We start from the raw sequence: 15,817 nt of genomic DNA on the forward strand, positions 1-15,817 counted from the left end.
ACACCACGTACCGCCGGACATCAGTACGTGCCGGAGCCCAAGTACGGCCTCGCGTCCGTCGACTCCAACGGCACCGTCCATGTCCACCCCACCCTCCGCGCCGAACCGGCCGAGTGGGCCTGGGCCCTGGCGCACTGCTTCCTGCATCTGGGATTCGGCCATGTCCCGGCGGCCAGGACCGAGAGCGGGCGGGAGCGCGAACAGCCCGACCGCCACGACCTGGCCGCCCGCTGCGTCGTCGTCAACCGCTTCCTGCTCACGTTCCCCGTCGGACGGGCGCCCGACCACCTGCCGGCCGGCTACCCGGGCGGCGACGAAGAGCAGATCGCGGCGCGCTGGCGGCGCGACGGCATCCCCGCCGCCTACGACCGCTGCGGTACGGCGGGCGGCGCGCCGGACCAGCTGCTCACCGCGTGGCACCGGTGGAACGACCCGCCGCCCGACTGGCAGCTGGCCTTCGCCCACGCGCTGACCCGGACCGTGTCCGCCGCCATGGACGTCGCGGGCGGGCGCCGGGACAGCCAGAGCGGTGAACGGATCCGGCAGCAGCCCTGGGACCGGGCACTGAGCTGGTTCGTCTCCTCGTATCCGCTGCTCGGCGGGATCGCGGCCGGCATGACGCTGGTCGCCGACGCGGAACTGGCCCGCGCGCACGGCATTTCCGTCGCCGCGGTGAACGCGGCCGCCGGCGAGATCTACGTGAATCCGCTCCGGCGGTACGCCGACGAGGAGTGGCGGTTCATCCTCGGCCACGAGATGCTGCACGCCGCCCTGCGGCACGGTGAGCGCTGCGGCGCCCGGGACCCCTTCCTCTTCAATGTGGCCGCCGACTACGTGCCGCGACCGCAGCCGGTACGCAGCTACGCCCGGCCCGCGCGCCGGCAGGCCGCCACCCCGGACATCCCCCGGGCGGGCCGGTACTTCCCGCCCGAGGAGATCGCCCGCTGCACGTTCGGCGTCGTGCTCGACACGTCCGGCTCGATGGAGCCCGCGCTGCTCGGCAAGGCGCTGGGCGCCATCGCCTCGTACGCGGAGGCCCGCGACGTGCCGGCCGCCCGGGTCGTCTTCTGCGACGCGGCCCCGTACGACGCGGGCTACCTCCCGCCGACCGAGATCGCGGGGAAGGTCCGGGTACGCGGGCGCGGTGGCACCGTCCTGCAGCCGGGAATCGACCTGCTCCAACGGGCCGACGACTTCCCGCCCACCGCGCCCCTGCTGGTCATCACCGACGGCGCGTGCGACGTTCTGCGGGTCCGGCGCGAACACGCCTTCCTGGTCCCGCAGGGCGCCGCCCTCCCCTTCACGGCCCGCGGGCCGGTCTTCCGCGTGACGTAGAGAGTCCGGCTGAGCGGTCCGGCGGCGGCATCACCGCAGTAGCGCCTCTGCGGCCTTGCCCGGGACGGAAGGGCGAGGCAACAATTCAAGATCACTGCACACAGAGATGGGACACAGCACAGATGACTGACAGCGTGAAGGGCCCTGCCAGCTACTTTCCTGCGATCGAGAAGAAGTACGGCCGCCCGATCGCGGCGTGGAAGGACCTGATCCGCTCCTCGCCGCTGACCAAGCACATGGAGCTCGTCTCCTGGCTCAAGACCGAGCACGGACTGGGGCACGGCCACGCCAACGCCCTTGTCGCGCACACCCTCACCGAAGACAGCGCCAAGTGAGCCTTCCTGCGCCCCGGCACGAAGTAGTTCAGACAGACCGGCGGTCTCCCGCACGATCATCCGCGGGAGGCCGCGGCGTCGCCCGGGGTCGGGCAGAATGCTGCCCTATCTCGACCGAGCAGTCCGCGACTCCAGACCAGTCCCGCGAATACGCACGGTAGCTGTCGTGCCCCCTTGACTCAGGACGCCGCCGCCGACGCCTTCAGCATCCGGTCGCCCTTGCTCACCGCCGAAAAAACCCTGACCCGCACCAAAGTGCTGGTCAGGGCCTCCTCGGCGCGTTGCGACTCAGTCGAGGTAGTCCCGCAGCACCTGGGAACGCGACGGGTGGCGCAGCTTCGACATCGTCTTGGACTCGATCTGGCGGATGCGCTCACGCGTCACGCCGTACACCCGGCCGATCTCGTCCAGCGTCTTCGGCTGGCCGTCGTTCAGCCCGTAGCGCATGGACACCACGCCCGCCTCGCGCTCGGAGAGCGTTCCGAGGATGGACTGCAGCTGCTCCTGGAGGAAGGTGAAGCTGACCGCGTCGGCCGGCACGACCGCCTCGGAGTCCTCGATGAGGTCGCCGAACTCGCTGTCTCCCTCCTCACCGAGCGGGGTGTGCAGCGAGATCGGCTCGCGACCGTACTTCTGGACCTCGACGACCTTCTCCGGGGTCATGTCGAGCTCCTTGCCGAGCTCCTCGGGCGTGGGCTCACGGCCCAGGTCCTGGAGCATCTGGCGCTGGACGCGCGCGAGCTTGTTGATGATCTCGACCATGTGCACCGGGATACGGATGGTGCGCGACTGGTCGGCCATGGCGCGGGTGATCGCCTGGCGGATCCACCAGGTGGCATACGTGGAGAACTTGAAGCCCTTGGTGTAGTCGAACTTCTCCACCGCGCGGATCAGACCGACATTGCCCTCCTGGATCAGGTCCAGGAAGAGCATGCCGCGGCCCGTGTAGCGCTTGGCCAGCGAAACCACGAGCCGGAGGTTGGCCTCGAGCAGGTGGTTCTTGGCGCGGCGGCCGTCCTCGACGAGGATCTCCAGCTCACGTCGGAACGTGGGCTTCGGCTCGTCCTCCTCCTCCAGCTTGTACTCGGAGAAGAGGCCGGCCTCGATGCGCTTGGCCAGCTCCACCTCCTGCTCGGCGTTGAGGAGCGGGACCTTCCCGATCAGCTTCAGGTAGTCCTTGACGGGGTCGGCGGTGGCGCCGGCCACCATGACCTGCTGAGCGGGGGCGTCGTCCTCGTCCTCGTCGGACAGGATGAAGCCCTGGCCCTCGGGCTTGGCGAGCTCCTCGTCGCGATCGGTGGCGGCGGTCTCCTCGGGCCACTCGTCGACCTCGGGGGCCTCCGACTTGGCGGCGGTCTTCTTGGCCGCGGTCTTCTTCGCGGCGGTCTTGACCGTCCGCTTCTGCGCCGCCTTCTTCTCGGCCGGTACTTCGAGCTCTTCGTGCTTCTCCGATATCGCAGCCATAGTGGACGACGGTACGGCGTCAGCCCTGACCGTGGCCGCTTTCTTCACCGTTCCCGACGGGCGGGCGGCCGCGGTCTTCTTGACGGGGCGCTTCACCTCGTCCCGTGCGACGGTCTTGCGCGGACGCTTCACGGCCGTCTTCGCCGCCGGGGCGGCGGTGACCAGGAGTGTCACGCCCTCCTCGTCGAGGACCTGGTTGAGGCTGCGCAGGACACGCTTGTACTGGTCCATCGGGATGCGGCCCGCTTCGAAGGCCTGGCGCACGTCATCGCCGTTGACGTGTCCCTGACTCCGGCCGCGCTCGATGAGCGCGACCAGGGACTCGGATTCGGCGATCTCCGGAGGAAACGTGCGGGACGGGCTGAGCGACACAAGGAGCCTCTCGTAGCGAGCAGTAAGGGCGGGCGGGCGAAGTCGCTCAAGCGCGAGACGGGGCTGCACGACGACACCTGGAGGTTCATCGTGTGCCCGAGTCGATTCGTTACGGCCTGAATTGAGTGACCTGCGCCACGCTGCTCCGCCGGACATCATCTGCGGCCGGTGGAGGAGTCTCTCCATCATGCCGTGCAGACGCCCGGACTCCGCTGCCGGAGGGCCGCGCATGCGGAAACCGCGTGGTCGAGCCGACGGGCCCCCGGTATTTGATGTGGTTTGCCCGGTTGGTGGTGATCGCCCGGATACCGGATACCGGCCGAACCCGGCTGCCCGGAGTGCGGGCGGCCCTTCCCGCCGGGCGCCGCCGAGCGGGCGGAGCCGCCCGGCACACCCAGAGGAAGGGTCCGCCGGGCGTGGCGCATGACCTACGAGGTAATCGACGGCCTCCTGAGGGCCGGGGCGGCGCTCGCCCTGTGGTTCTCGCCGACCACGGCCGGCGCCGTGTGGATTCCGGTGCAGGCCATGACGGTCGCCGGCTTCGCCGTACTGCAGCATCTGGCCCTGCGCGCCGCCCGCTGAAGGCCACGGCGCTAAGGCGTCGTCGACCGCAGGTACTTCACAGTCGCCGGGTCGGCCGGGAGAAGCGTCTCGATGGCCAGCTCGGCGACCGTCACATCCATCGGGGTGTTGAAGGTGGAGATGGACGAGACGAAGGACAGCAGGTGCCCATCGTGCTCGATCCGCAACGGCAGCGCGAAATGCGGAACGGGGGACTGCGCGAGCGAGTCCTGCGTGGCGGTGCCCGTGGCCGGGGCCGTCGCTGTGTCGTCCCCCGCTTCCGGGAGGGGGTAGGCGGCGACTTCGTCGTACAGGGCGCGCAGCGCGTCCGAGCGCATGATGGCGATCTGGCGTTCCATCTGGGACAGCAGATGCCCCCGCCACTCCCGCAGATTGCGGATCTTCGGAGCCAGGCCTTCCGGGTGGAGGGTGAGTCGCATCGCGTTCAGCGGCGGGGCCAGCAGATGGCCGGGCAGCCCGTCGAGCAGCATGGCGATGCCCCGGTTGGCGGCCAGCACGGTGTACGTCCCGTCCACGATGAGCGCCGGATACGGCTCGTAGCCCTGCAGCAGCTGTTCCATCCCCTCCCGCAGGGCGCCCATGGCCGGGTCGTCCAGCGGCGTCTCGGCGTACCGCGGGGCGTAACCTGCGGCCAGCAGCAGGGCGTTTCGCTCCCGGACCGGTACGTCGAGGTGGTCCGCGAGGCGCAGGACCATCTCCTGGCTGGGCCGCGCGCGACCGGTCTCGATGAAGCTGATGTGCCGGGCGGAGGAGTCGGCGCGGATCGCCAGCTCCAGCTGGGTGATCCGGCGCCGCTCCCGCCAGCTCCGGAGCAGCGGGCCGACGGCGGTGTCCGTCACAGCTGTGGTCATGGGACGACGGTATCCGAGCGGCGTTCCTACCCGAGGTCGTAGAGGTTGCGCAGGCCGAGCCGGTACCGGAGCCGGTCATGCCGCTTCGACGGCTCCAGCTCCGGCGCCCGGTACAGCGGGGTGACCGTACACCGCTCGGCGCCTGAACCGGTCCGCTCCAGGAGGGCGTTGACGGCCTGCCGGGCCGAGGCGTTGGCGCCCTCCATCGTCGCCAGGTCGATGTCGACGGCCACATAGTCGCCGGACAGGAACAGGTTGGGAATCCGCGTCGCGGCACTCGGCCGGTTGTGGAAGGTGCCCACCGGGTGGATCAGCAGCTCGTCGACGTTGGTGGGGTTCGGGGTGCCGAGCCCGTCCACGCCCGGTCCAGGAACCACGAGTGCAGTGTGCGGTCCTTCAGGACCGTCCGCCCCGTGTCGTTGACCGTCGCCTTGAGCTGCGCCCACACCTCGCGGGCGACCTCCTCACGGGTGCACTGCTTCGCCGTTCTGCCGTACAGGATTCCCGGCCTGTCCCACTCGGAGATGTCGACCGACAGGCACTCGGCCACCATGCCGTCGCCGTAGTCGGCCGGGAAGTCCCGGCCCGGCCAGTGCTGGGCCTGTGCGATGGCGGTCAGCGACCAGGGCGAGTCGATGCAGTTGAGATGGCCGTGCAGGATGGGTGTCCGCTCGGTCAGATAAAACTGGATGCCGGTCATCCAATCGGTCTGGAGCCGGTCGCAGCGGGCGAGCTGCGGATCCGCGGTCCGCAGTTCGGCTCCCCAGGTCCGGCGGGCGTGCTCCACCGGCATCGCCGAGATGTAGTGGTCCGCGGTCACCGACTGCCGTACACCCTGCGGGTCCTCGATCACCGCCGCCGAGATCCGTCCGGAGCCGAGCTTCAGCTCGCGTACCGTCCAGCCGATCCGGAACTCCACGCCCAGGCCGCGCAGATGGGCCTCCCACGGGTCGATCCACGCCTCGTTGGTCGGGGCGTTCAGGATCCGGTCGAGAGGCCCGTCCGCCCCGCGGCCCAGCGCGTTGAAGACGAATGCCTCAAGCAGGGAGCCGACGGTCCGGGTGCTGGCCTCCTCGGCCTTGGTCGCGACGATGTTGCGGGTCAGGCCGACGGCCAGGATGCGCTGGTAGTCGTCCGACATCTGCCCGGCCCGCAGGAAGTCCCACCACGGCTTGCGCTCCCACTGGGCGTTGCGCCGCTCGTCGCAGCTGGTGAGAAAGACGAGGAAGCGGTTCGCGAAGTACGCGGTCTCGTGCGGCGGCAGCCGGAACGCCGTGCCGAGGAAGGCGGTCACGGCTCGCCGGAGCTCGTCCGGCGTGAGCTCCGCCGGCTCCTCGCCCGCCCAGGGCAGCGGAACGCGAAGATCCTCGCGGCCGGTCCGCGCGAACATCATCTCCTTGGGCGCCACCAGGTTGCCCCACACGCCGTCCGCGTTACCGGGGAAGGGGATGCGCCGGAACGTGTCGGGGAGGTTGTGGTAGATGCCGGGGATGAAGCGGAAGCCGTGTTCGGCGGGCAGGTGCCTGCGACCACCTCGGGCGCTGCCAGGGACGTCCATGCTGCGGGCCTTGCCGCCCAGCGCCCTGCGCTCGTAGACCGTTACGGCGAAGCCGCGTTCGGCCAGTTCGTGCGCCGCCGTCATCCCGGCTACTCCGCCGCCGAGCACCGCCACCGAAGGCGGCCCTCCCGGTGCGCGCGGCGCGGCGGCCGCCCCGCCTGCCGGACCGAGCGCCGCGGCTGTGCCGGCGGCCGCTGCCGCGCCGGCCACGAACGTCCGTCGAGTGCTGCCCGTACGGGCCATGACGCGTCCCCCTCCTACCACCGGTAACAGTCACGTCCGGCGCAGGAGCATATGGGCACCCCCCTCGACCCGGAAGGCGCGCGCGGGCCCACTCGCACAATGGCGCGAATCCTTCTCTCCCGGCCGCCTTGTGGCAGGCTGGGACCAGACGACCCCCAGTCCCGGAAGGAGCCAGGCCATGGCCACCGAGCCGCTGTCCCAGAAGGAGATCGAGGACCGGCTGAGGGAGCTCCCGGGATGGGCGCTGGAGGGGGACAGGATCGCCCGTACGTACCAACTGGGCACACATTTCGCGGCGGCCGCGATGGCCGTGCACGTCGCCCAGATCCAGGAGGAGCTGGGCCACCACTCCGACCTCACCCTCGGATACAACACCCTTGCGCTGACCGTGAATACGCACAGCGCCGGCGACGCGGTCACGGTGAAGGACTTCGAACTCGCCCAGCGGGTGGAGGACATCGCCGGCGGCCACGGCGCGCGCTGAGCCGGATGCTCGACTACGACACCGAGGCGGCCGCGTACGACGCCTCGCGCGGCGGCACCCCACGGGCCGAGGCAGCGGCGGGCGCGGTGCTCGGTCTCGTCCCCGGCCAGGCCCGCACCCTGCTCGACATCGGCTGTGGCACCGGCATCGTCACCAGCCGTCTGGCGCGGCCGGGACTGCGGGTGCTGGGCGCCGACGCCTCGTACGGCATGGCCCGTATTGCGAAGGGCCGCCTCGGCGGCGGCGTGGTGCTCGCCGATGTCCGGCGGCTGCCGTTCCCGGCCGCGGCAGTCGACGCGGTCAGCGCGGTGTGGCTGCTGCACCTCGTGCCGCAGGCGGACGCGGTGGTGGCCGAGGCCGCGCGGGTGCTGCGGCCGGGCGGAGTGTTTCTCACCACCGTCGACAAGGACGACGCGCACGATGTGGGCAGCGACATCGACGAGGTGCTCGCCCCGCACCGGACGGCCGAGGCCTACGACAGGACGGACCGCGTCGAGGCGTGTGCCGCCGCGCACGGCCTGGCACCCGTGGCCGAGGCCCGGTTCACCGGCCACGGCCAGGGCCGCTCGCCCCGCGCCGTCGCGAGCGCGCTGCTGAAGGGCCGGTACGCCACTCGTATCGCCGTCCGAGGGCCGGCGGCCGAGCGCCTGGCGGCGGAACTGACCGCCCTGCCGGCACCCGGCGAACGCCGGCCGGACCCCCGTTACCGGCTCTTGGCCCTGCGCAAGCGCGGCTGAGCCGCTGAGCCGGCGGTCGCTGAGCCGGCGGCCCCGCTGAGATCACCGCCAGGGGATGTTGCGCCACGGGCTGCCCTCGGCCTGCGTGAGAAGGCGGTGGGCGTTCAGGGCGGTCTCGTAGTACGGGCCGTACTCCTCGTCGTCGAACCGGAGCACCCGGCCGAGGATGTAGCCGGCGGAAAAGTCCACAGGACGGCGCGCGAGGTCGGTGCCCTGTACTCCTGAGCCCGCCCCTGCCTTGCTCCTGCTGTTGTCTTACTCCCGACTGCCCCACGCGCCTGCCGCGACCGCCGTGCGCACATAGTCCGCGAAGTCCCTCGGCTCGCGGCCCAGTACTCGCTTCACCCCGTCCGTGGTCGGCGTGTTGTGGCCGTCGAGGAGGAACGTGAACAGTTCCGAGGCGAAGGCCGCGAAGTCGGCGGGCAGGCCGAACTGCTCCAGGAGGTCGCGGTATTCGGGTCCCGAGACCGGGACATAGGTGGTCGTGAGCCCGGTGGCGGAGGCGATCTCCGCCACCGCCTCCCGGAAGGCCAGCGCCCGCGGACCTGTGACTTCATGAACCGCACCCGCGTGCCCGTCCTCGGTGAGGACGGCGACCACGACGTCGGCGAGATCATCCGCGTCGATGAAGGGTTCCGCCACCTCTCCGGCGGGGAACGGCAGTTCGCCGCCGACCAGGCCGTCCGCCAGGAATCCCTCGCTGAAGTTCTGCGCGAAGAAGCTGGCGCGTACGACCGTCAGCTCGACACCGGACTCGCGTACGGCCTCCTCCGCGGTCACTGCCTGCGGCTCACCGCGACCCGACAGCAGCACCAGCCGCCGCACCCCGTTCTCCACCGACAGCCGGCCGAAGGTCCGCAACGCGTCCGCCGCCGTGGGAGCCGCCAGGTCCGGGTAGTACGCGACGTACGCCGCATCGGCGCCGCGCAGCGCCGGCGCCCACGTCGTGTCGTCCTCCCAGTCGAAGGGAACCTCTCCGGTACGGGAACCCGCCCGCACCCGCACCCCGCGCTGTGCGAGGCGCTCCGCCACGCGGCGACCGGTCTTGCCCGTGGCCGCCGTCACCAACACCGTCCCCTGCTTCACGTTTTCCGTCATGGCTCAAGCGTCGCCGCCGCGCCGTGGACGAGCCATGCTCCACAGCCTCAATCGCATGTCCGTGCGTCTACGCTGGCTCCATGGACGCACTCACGGGGCTTCTGGAGGGACCGCGGGCACGGGGAGCCTTCCTGCTCCGGATGGTGATGAACGCCCCCGGTACGGATCGAGGACCGGGCGCCGATCTGTCTGATGTCCGTGGTGCGCGGCGAGGCCTGGATCCTGCCGGACTCCGGCGACCCGGTCAGACTGCGGCCCGGCGATGTGGCGATCGCCCGCGGCCCCGATCCGTACACGGTCTCCGACGATCCGCAGACCCCGCCCAGGGTCGTCATCCATCCCGGCGGTCAGTGCAGCACGCCGGAAGGGGACCCGCTGGGCCTGGTGATGGAACTGGGCGTCCGGATGTGGGGCGACAGCGCCGAGGGCGCGACCGCGCTGCTCGTCGGCACCTACCAGATGGACGGTGAGGTCAGCCGGCGGCTGCTGGACGCGCTGCCGCCCCTGGTGTATCTGCCGGCCGAACTGTGCGCCTGCACGTTCGCGCCGATGCTCGACGAGGAGATCGGCCGGGACGAGCCGGGGCAGGAAGTGGTGCTCGACCGGCTGTTGGACCTGCTGCTCATCTCCGCCCTGCGCGCCTGGTTCTCCCGGCCGGATGCCGAAGCGCCCGGCTGGTACCGGGCATTGGGCGACCCGGTGGTGGGCCAGGCGCTGCGGCTGCTGCAGAACGACCCGGCGCATCCCTGGACGGTCGCCCTGCTGGCGACGAAGAGCGGGGTGTCGCGGGCGGCGCTGGCACGTCGCTTCACGGAGCTGGTCGGGGAGCCGCCGATGGCGTACCTCACCGGCTGGCGTCTCTCACTCGCCGCGGACCTGTTGCGGACCACGGACGCCACGGTCGACGCGGTGGCGAGGAAGGTCGGTTACAGCGGTTCGTTCGCGCTGAGTTCGGCCTTCAAGCGGGTGCGCGGGATCAGCCCGCAGGAGCACCGCACAGGTCAGCCCACCTCTGCGGTGTGAAAGGTCCGCCGGTACGCGGCCGGTGAGACTCCGATGGCCGTACGCAGGTGCTGGCGCAGTGAGTTCGCGCTGCCGAATCCCGCGCGGTCGGCGATGTGGTCGATCGGCAGGTCACTCGTCTCCAGCAGCTGCTTGGCCAGCTCGACGCGCTGTGCCGTCAGCCACTGTCCGGGCGTCACCCCCGCCTCGTCGCGGAACCGGCGGGTGAAGGTACGCACGCTCATCCGGGCGTGTGCGGCCAGCTCTCCGAGGGTCAGGGGCCGCTCCAGCCGCTCCAGCGCCCAGGCGCGGGTGGCGGCGGTGGTCGCCGTGGAGGGCGCGGGGACCGGACGCTCGATGTACTGGGCCTGGCCGCCGTCCCGCCAGGGCGGGACGACACAGATCCGGGCCACCCGGTTGGCGATCGCGCTTCCGTGGTCGCGTCGCACCAGATGCAGACAGAGATCGACACCTGCGGCCGCCCCGGCCGAGCTCAGCATGTCGCCGTCATCGACGAACAGCACCTCCTCGTCCACCCGGACCTGCGGGAAGAGGCGCTTGAAGTTCGTCGCCTCGTTCCAGTGGGTGGTGGCCGGCCGGTCGTCGAGCAGGCCCGCGGCAGCCACCACGAACGCCCCTGTGCAGATGGACACGATGCGTGTGCCGGGCCGGATCCGTGCCAGGGCGGACGCCAGCTCCTCGTCGAGCCGGCCGTCCTCGTAAAGGGCGCCGAGGCCGTGGCTGGGCGGGACGATCACGGTGTCCGCGGTGGCCAGCGCCTCCGGCCCGTGGTCGACGGCGATCGAGAAGCCCGCGTCGGTGTGCACGGGCCCGCCGGACGGAGTGCAGACGAGCACCTCGTAGAGCGGGGTTCCGGCCGCGTACTCGCAGGCACCGAAGATCCGTGCGGGGATGCCAAGCTCGAACGGGACGACGCCCTCGGCGGCGAGTACGACGACACGATGGAGGGAGGTCATGGCCAGATCTTGTCACATCATGGCCATCTGGCCAATGTCGGGGCGGCCGGCCTCCGCGCACAGTGGGTGCACACCCCAACCGACGAACGAAGGGCACTTCCCGATGAGCGAGACGACCCCCACCATGCGAGCGATCACTCCGGTCGCGTGGGGAGGCCCCGACGTCCTCACCGAGGTACGCCTCCCGCGCCCGACGCCCGGCCCCACGGAGATCCTGGTCCGGGTGCACGCGGCCGGGGTCAATCCGGTGGACTGGAAGTCGCGCGCCACCGGCGGCTTCGGGATGTGGGCCCGGACCCCGGTCCTCGGCTACGACGTCTCGGGCGTCGTGGAGGCCGTCGGCCTCGGTGTGACGCTCTACGCCCCCGGCGACGAGGTCTTCGGCATGCCGGAGTTCCCGCGCCAGGCGGGCGGTTACGCGGAGTACGTCACCGGTCCCGCCCGGCACTTCGCCCGCAAGCCGGCCGCCCTCGACCATGTGCAGAGCGCCGCGCTGCCGCTCGCCGCGCTCACCGCCTTGCAGTCCCTGACCGGGACGGCCGGGTTGCGCGCGGGGCAGCGGGTCCTGATCCATGCCGCCGCGGGCGGGGTCGGCCACCTCGCCGTACAGATCGCCAAGGCGCGCGGCGCGTACGTGATCGGCACGGCGCGTGAGGCCAAGCACGCCCGGCTCAGGGAACTGGGCGCGGATGAGCTGATCGACTACACGCGCACCGACTTCACCGGGGCGGTACAGGACGTGGATGTCGTCATGGACGCCGTCGGCGGCGACTACGGGGCGCGGTCGCTGAGGGTGCTCCGCCCGGGCGGCACGCTGATCACGCTCCCGTCGCCGGACGCGGTACCGCCCGCGGCGGAGGCCGCGCGGGCCGGCGTACGCACCGGGTTCACCCTGGTGGAGCCGGACTGCGCGGGGCTGCAGGAGATCGCCGCCCTGGTGGACGCGGGGAAGCTGCGGCCGGAGATCGACACCGTACTCCCGCTGGCGGAGGCGGCGAAGGCCCATGAGGTGGGGGAGACCGGCCGGACCACCGGCAAGATCGTCCTCTCGGTGCTCGCGTAGTGGCCGTCCCGTAGTGGCGCGCGGGTAGTACACCTGCGGCCGCTCCCCGCGGTGGCCACTTACTACGGGGGCGGCTGCGGCGGTAGCGTCGAAGTGCGCTCAGCGAATGGAGCAGTGCGATGGCCGAGGAGCAGAAGCCCTTCCGTGTCGAGACGACGATCGGGGCCCCCGCCGACACCGTATGGCGGGCCCTGACGGAACCCGACCTCATCCGCGACTGGTTCGGCTGGGACTACGAGGGACTGCCGGCCGAGATCGAGGCCATCTTCGTGAACGGAGCCGAGCCCCAGCCGCCCGACCGCGTTGTCCTCGACGGGGGGCAGGAGATCGGCCTCGTGGGTCGTCCCGGCCGGACGACCGTGCGTGTCGTCACCACGCAGCCGCTTCCCGCCGGGACCGATCCGGACCGCTACGACGCCGTCGAAGAGGGCTGGCGCGTCTTCTTCCAGCAGCTCCGCTTCCTGCTGGAACGCCATCCCGGCGAGCGCCGCAGCACGCTGTGCCTGACCGGCCGGGCGAGCGGGCCGCAACTGCTCGGCGTGGTGGCGGAGACCGCCAAGGAGGACTGGCACGAGAGCCGGTTCGCCCGTGTCGTGGTCGACGAGGAGGGCCATCTGCTGGCGGCGACCGCCGAGCAGCCGCTGCCGGACGGCGGACCGGGGCCGGTGAGCCTCACGGTGAGTGCGTACGGACTCGACGACCGGGCCCGCGCGGCTCTGCGGGAGCGCTGGACCGCGCGTTGGAGGGCGGCCGTGGCCGATGCCGAGGTGACTGCGTGAAAGGTGTCCTCCGGATCACCGGGCAGCGCGTTCCAGGGGGCGGATCACCCATGAGGCACGCCTCCTGAGCCGGGGTCAGGCGCTGACGGGCTCCAACCGCCACCATGGGAGGGGGAGTCGGTGTCCTCCCACTGCTGAATGCCCGCGCCCTCGTCGAGGCTGTGGTCGGCGACTTCGAGCAGCAGCCCGCTGATGTAGCTGATCAGCGTGACCGTGCCCGGCGCGTCGAGATGCTGCTCGATGATCCACTCCTGGGCGCCGAAATTGTTGGCCTTCCACTGCTGGATCCTCACGCCCTTCTCGGTCGACGCGTTGGCGACGTCCAGGCGCTTCCCGCTGCCCGCGTTGACCAGGTGATACAGCCCACCGCCGCTGTGCACCGGCGGCGGGACGGAACTGAAGCCGGTGCTCACCGACGTGGGTGACGGAGTGGACCACGACCACGCCGGCCGGGCGGAGCCGAGACCGGCCTGGGCGTGAACTGGTTTGCCAACTGATGCTGTCCGCCGGTCGATCCGCCCGGAGCCGGCCAGGTGCGTTCTGGCACGTCAGACGCGTTGAGTGACGGACGGTGACGCTCCGAGATGCGGCGGAACCGGGACCCTGGTTCGCTGATGGAGCCCGCTCTCCCTACAGTCCGAGGAGTGACTATGAGCGTCGCAGGCGAATCCGGTAACCGTACGCAGCAGATGCGCGACAAGGCCCAGCAGTTGAAGGAGGCCGCGGAGCGCGCGACCGACCCGCAGGAGCGCCAGAAGCTTCAGGAGCAGGCTCGCCGTCTGCAGGAGCAGACCGAGCGGCAGGGCCAGAACCCCGGTGCCGGCGGAAACCGGTCGCAGGGCACCCGCGGCCGGGAGAAGTAGCCCCGGAGTGAGGCAGCACCTCACCACATGATGTCGGACGGCCTCCAACGCTCCCTGCCAGGGGATGCGTTGGGGGCCGTCTGTGCGGTGGGGCGGGGGCGGGGCGCCGCGGGGCGAGGTGAACGTACGTCCTGTGGGGCCCCTTCGTTTCGGTGAATCCGGCCGTGGTGAGGACCGCGAGGCCATGTCCGGCGAGTAGCGTCATGACCTCATTTGGTGAAGGTGGGTCGACGTGCCGAACGGGCTTCGGATGCAGCGGGACAGCGTGATGACGCAGGTGTCGGGTGGCGATGACGCCCTGCCCGGCCGGGCGGGGGCGAGCCGCGAGGCCGCCGTCGGCGGTGGACGGGCTTTCGCCTGGCTGCTGGTGCTCACGGGCGCGGCGGGTCTGCTCGCTTCGTGGATCATCACGCTCGACAAGCTGAAGCTGCTGGCCGATCCGGACTTCGTTCCCGGCTGCAGTCTCAACCCGGTTGTCTCCTGCGGCAACATCATGAAGAGCGCGCAGGCGTCGGCGTTCGGTTTCCCCAACCCGATGCTGGGACTGGTCACCTACGCGATGGTGGTCGCCATCGGTGTGGGCCTGCTGGCGGGAGCGCGCCACCGGCGATGGTTCTGGCTGGGGCTGAACGCGGGCACGCTGTTCGGCGTCGGCTTCTGCACCTGGCTCCAGTACCAGTCGCTCTACACCATCAACTCGCTGTGCCTGTGGTGCTGTCTGGCCTGGGTCGCCACGATCGTGATGTTCTGCTACGTCACTACGCACAACGTCCGGCACGGCTTCGTCCCGGCGCCTGCCGGGCTGCGCAATGGGTTGCTGGAGTTTCACTGGGTTGCGCCGGTGGTGTGGATCGGCGGCGTCGGGATGCTGATCCTGACGCGCTGGTGGGACTTCTGGATCAGTTGACGTACGCGACCAGGGCCGGCCCGTCCGGGCCGGCCCTGCCGTCTCTCAGAAGTCGTACTCGTCCGGGTCGGGCCCGAGCCGGTCACCGGAGTCGAGGGCCGTGAGCGCGGCGACGTCCTCGCCATCCAGCTCGAAACCGAAGATGTCGAAGTTCTCCTTGATCCGAGATGGTGTCACGGACTTGGGGATCACGATGTTGCCGGTCTGTACATGCCAGCGCAGGACGACCTGGGCCGGAGTCCGGCCGTGCTTCTGGGCGATGGCGATGATCGTCGGTACGTCGAGCAGTCCCTTGCCCTGGCCCAGCGGCGACCAGGCCTCGGTCGCGATGCCGTGCTCGGCGTGGAACGCCCGCGGCGCGGACTGCTGAAGCCGCGGGTGCAGCTCGATCTGGTTCACGGCGGGAACGACCGACGTCTCGTCCAGCAGGCGCCGCAGATGCGCCGGCTGGAAGTTCGAGACGCCGACGGCCTTGGCGCGGCCGCTCTTGGCGATCTCCTCGAAGGCACGCCAGATGGTGAGGTAGTCGTCCGTCATCGGCCGCGGCCAGTGGATGAGGTACAGGTCGATGTAGTCGAGGCCGAGCTTGTCGAGGGAGCCGTCGAACTCCCGCAGCACGCTGTCGCGCGTCCATGTCCGCGAGGAGGCGTTCCACAGCTTGGTGGTGACGAAAAGTTCCTCGCGGTCGATTCCGGAGGAGGCGAGCCCCTTGCCGGTGCCCTTCTCGTTGCCGTAGATCGCTGCCGTGTCGATGCTGCGGTACCCGGCCTCGAGAGCGGTGCCGACGGCCTTCGCGGCCTCGTGGTCCGGCACCTGCCAGACACCGAAGCCGAGCTGGGGCATCGCTACGCCGTTGTTGAGGGTGATGTTGGGGACCTGGCTCACGAGCGGTCGAATCCTTAGGTCGTCGATGTGGTACGCCCATCGTCAACGATCACACCGCGCGGCGCATTCCCGTTCGCAGATCGGCTCGAGGTGCATTGGCCGGCAGGGGCGGCGGTGTCCCGGTCATTCGCCGGTCTGCTGGAAGCTGGTGAGGAGCAGGGCGATGTCTCCCCCGCCCGGGCGGGGAGGTGTCACAGGCCGAGGGAGATGGCCAGGCGTGTGAGTTCCGCCGTGTTGTTGATGTTGAGCTTGGCCTTGATGCGGCGGAGGTAGGCGTCGACC

General features: G+C 70.7%; 13 protein-coding genes and 5 pseudogenes. 10 read left to right on the top strand and 8 right to left on the bottom strand.

Annotated elements, in window-relative coordinates; genetic code table 11:
- Positions 1-36: 36 nt before the first annotated feature.
- Together AB0M62_RS10650 and AB0M62_RS10655 are read left to right on the top strand one after the other, a co-directional pair.
- Positions 37-1,335, top strand: a pseudogene (locus tag AB0M62_RS10650) (hypothetical protein); the annotation flags it as partial.
- Between the two features lie 122 nt (positions 1,336-1,457).
- Positions 1,458-1,670, top strand: coding sequence for a DUF4287 domain-containing protein (locus tag AB0M62_RS10655; RefSeq protein ID WP_366073763.1), 213 nt, complete (start codon positions 1,458-1,460; stop codon positions 1,668-1,670).
- Between the two features lie 288 nt (positions 1,671-1,958).
- Here the strand turns inward: AB0M62_RS10655 and AB0M62_RS10660 are convergent, their stop codons facing one another.
- On the bottom strand, positions 1,959-3,506 hold the full coding sequence (locus AB0M62_RS10660) for an RNA polymerase sigma factor (RefSeq protein ID WP_366073786.1): 1,548 nt from the start codon (positions 3,504-3,506) through the stop codon (positions 1,959-1,961).
- A 423-nt stretch (positions 3,507-3,929) separates the two neighbouring features.
- On the opposite strand from AB0M62_RS10660, the gene AB0M62_RS10665 reads away from it, so the two are divergent.
- Positions 3,930-4,088 (top strand): hypothetical protein, encoded by a 159-nt coding sequence (locus AB0M62_RS10665; protein WP_366073788.1) that lies wholly within the window; start codon positions 3,930-3,932, stop codon positions 4,086-4,088.
- 11 nt (positions 4,089-4,099) lie between these two features.
- On the opposite strand, the gene AB0M62_RS10670 is transcribed toward AB0M62_RS10665, so the two are convergent.
- Together AB0M62_RS10670 and AB0M62_RS10675 are read right to left on the bottom strand one after the other, a co-directional pair.
- A complete protein-coding gene (locus AB0M62_RS10670; RefSeq protein WP_366073764.1) occupies positions 4,100-4,939 on the bottom strand; it encodes a helix-turn-helix transcriptional regulator in 840 nt (279 codons plus the stop codon).
- 26 nt (positions 4,940-4,965) lie between these two features.
- Positions 4,966-6,740 (bottom strand): annotated as a pseudogene (locus tag AB0M62_RS10675) (FAD-dependent oxidoreductase).
- Positions 6,741-6,918: 178 nt separating this feature from the next.
- Here AB0M62_RS10675 and AB0M62_RS10680 point away from each other — a divergent pair.
- Positions 6,919-7,224 (top strand): 4a-hydroxytetrahydrobiopterin dehydratase, encoded by a 306-nt coding sequence (locus tag AB0M62_RS10680; RefSeq protein WP_366073766.1) that lies wholly within the window; start codon positions 6,919-6,921, stop codon positions 7,222-7,224.
- Positions 7,225-7,229: 5 nt separating this feature from the next.
- Positions 7,230-7,961, top strand: coding sequence for a class I SAM-dependent methyltransferase (locus AB0M62_RS10685; protein ID WP_366073767.1), 732 nt, complete (start codon positions 7,230-7,232; stop codon positions 7,959-7,961).
- 42 nt (positions 7,962-8,003) lie between these two features.
- On the opposite strand, the pseudogene AB0M62_RS10690 reads toward AB0M62_RS10685, so the two are convergent.
- Together AB0M62_RS10690 and AB0M62_RS10695 are read right to left on the bottom strand one after the other, a co-directional pair.
- A pseudogene (locus tag AB0M62_RS10690) lies at positions 8,004-8,147 on the bottom strand (DUF1266 domain-containing protein); the annotation flags it as partial.
- A gap of 69 nt (positions 8,148-8,216) precedes the next feature.
- Positions 8,217-9,059: an NAD(P)H-binding protein gene (locus AB0M62_RS10695; RefSeq protein ID WP_366073769.1), complete on the bottom strand. Its 843-nt coding sequence runs from the start codon at positions 9,057-9,059 to the stop codon at positions 8,217-8,219.
- A gap of 80 nt (positions 9,060-9,139) precedes the next feature.
- Between AB0M62_RS10695 and AB0M62_RS10700 the strand changes: the two are divergent.
- A pseudogene (locus AB0M62_RS10700) lies at positions 9,140-10,082 on the top strand (AraC family transcriptional regulator).
- Here AB0M62_RS10700 and AB0M62_RS10705 read toward each other — a convergent pair.
- Entirely contained in the window at positions 10,061-11,038 is a 978-nt protein-coding gene (locus tag AB0M62_RS10705; protein ID WP_366073771.1) for a helix-turn-helix domain-containing protein, read from the bottom strand. The pseudogene AB0M62_RS10700 and the gene AB0M62_RS10705 sit on opposite strands and share 22 nt — an antisense overlap.
- 103 nt (positions 11,039-11,141) lie before the next feature.
- Between AB0M62_RS10705 and AB0M62_RS10710 the strand changes: the two genes are divergently transcribed.
- Together AB0M62_RS10710 and AB0M62_RS10715 are read left to right on the top strand one after the other, a co-directional pair.
- On the top strand, positions 11,142-12,101 hold the full coding sequence (locus tag AB0M62_RS10710; RefSeq protein ID WP_366073772.1) for an NADP-dependent oxidoreductase: 960 nt from the start codon (positions 11,142-11,144) through the stop codon (positions 12,099-12,101).
- A 119-nt stretch (positions 12,102-12,220) separates the two neighbouring features.
- Positions 12,221-12,880, top strand: coding sequence for an SRPBCC domain-containing protein (locus AB0M62_RS10715; protein WP_366073773.1), 660 nt, complete (start codon positions 12,221-12,223; stop codon positions 12,878-12,880).
- Positions 12,881-12,955: 75 nt separating this feature from the next.
- On the opposite strand, the pseudogene AB0M62_RS10720 reads toward AB0M62_RS10715, so the two are convergent.
- Positions 12,956-13,263, bottom strand: a pseudogene (locus AB0M62_RS10720) (RICIN domain-containing protein); the annotation flags it as partial.
- Between the two features lie 267 nt (positions 13,264-13,530).
- Between AB0M62_RS10720 and AB0M62_RS10725 the strand changes: the two are divergent.
- Both AB0M62_RS10725 and AB0M62_RS10730 read left to right on the top strand, forming a co-directional pair.
- Positions 13,531-13,743 carry a DUF6381 family protein gene (locus AB0M62_RS10725; protein WP_366073774.1) on the top strand — a complete coding sequence of 71 codons (213 nt, stop codon included), beginning with the start codon at positions 13,531-13,533 and terminating at the stop codon, positions 13,741-13,743.
- 268 nt (positions 13,744-14,011) lie between these two features.
- Positions 14,012-14,650 carry a vitamin K epoxide reductase family protein gene (locus tag AB0M62_RS10730; RefSeq protein WP_366073787.1) on the top strand — a complete coding sequence of 213 codons (639 nt, stop codon included), beginning with the start codon at positions 14,012-14,014 and terminating at the stop codon, positions 14,648-14,650.
- Between the two features lie 45 nt (positions 14,651-14,695).
- On the opposite strand, the gene AB0M62_RS10735 is transcribed toward AB0M62_RS10730, so the two are convergent.
- The gene (locus AB0M62_RS10735; RefSeq protein ID WP_366073775.1) at positions 14,696-15,535 is read right to left on the bottom strand and encodes an aldo/keto reductase; all 840 of its coding nucleotides are present in this window, start codon (positions 15,533-15,535) and stop codon (positions 14,696-14,698) included.
- Positions 15,536-15,817: the final 282 nt, after the last annotated feature.

The organism is Streptomyces sp. NPDC051219, from assembly GCF_040682335.1.
Lineage (GTDB): Bacteria > Actinomycetota > Actinomycetes > Streptomycetales > Streptomycetaceae > Streptomyces.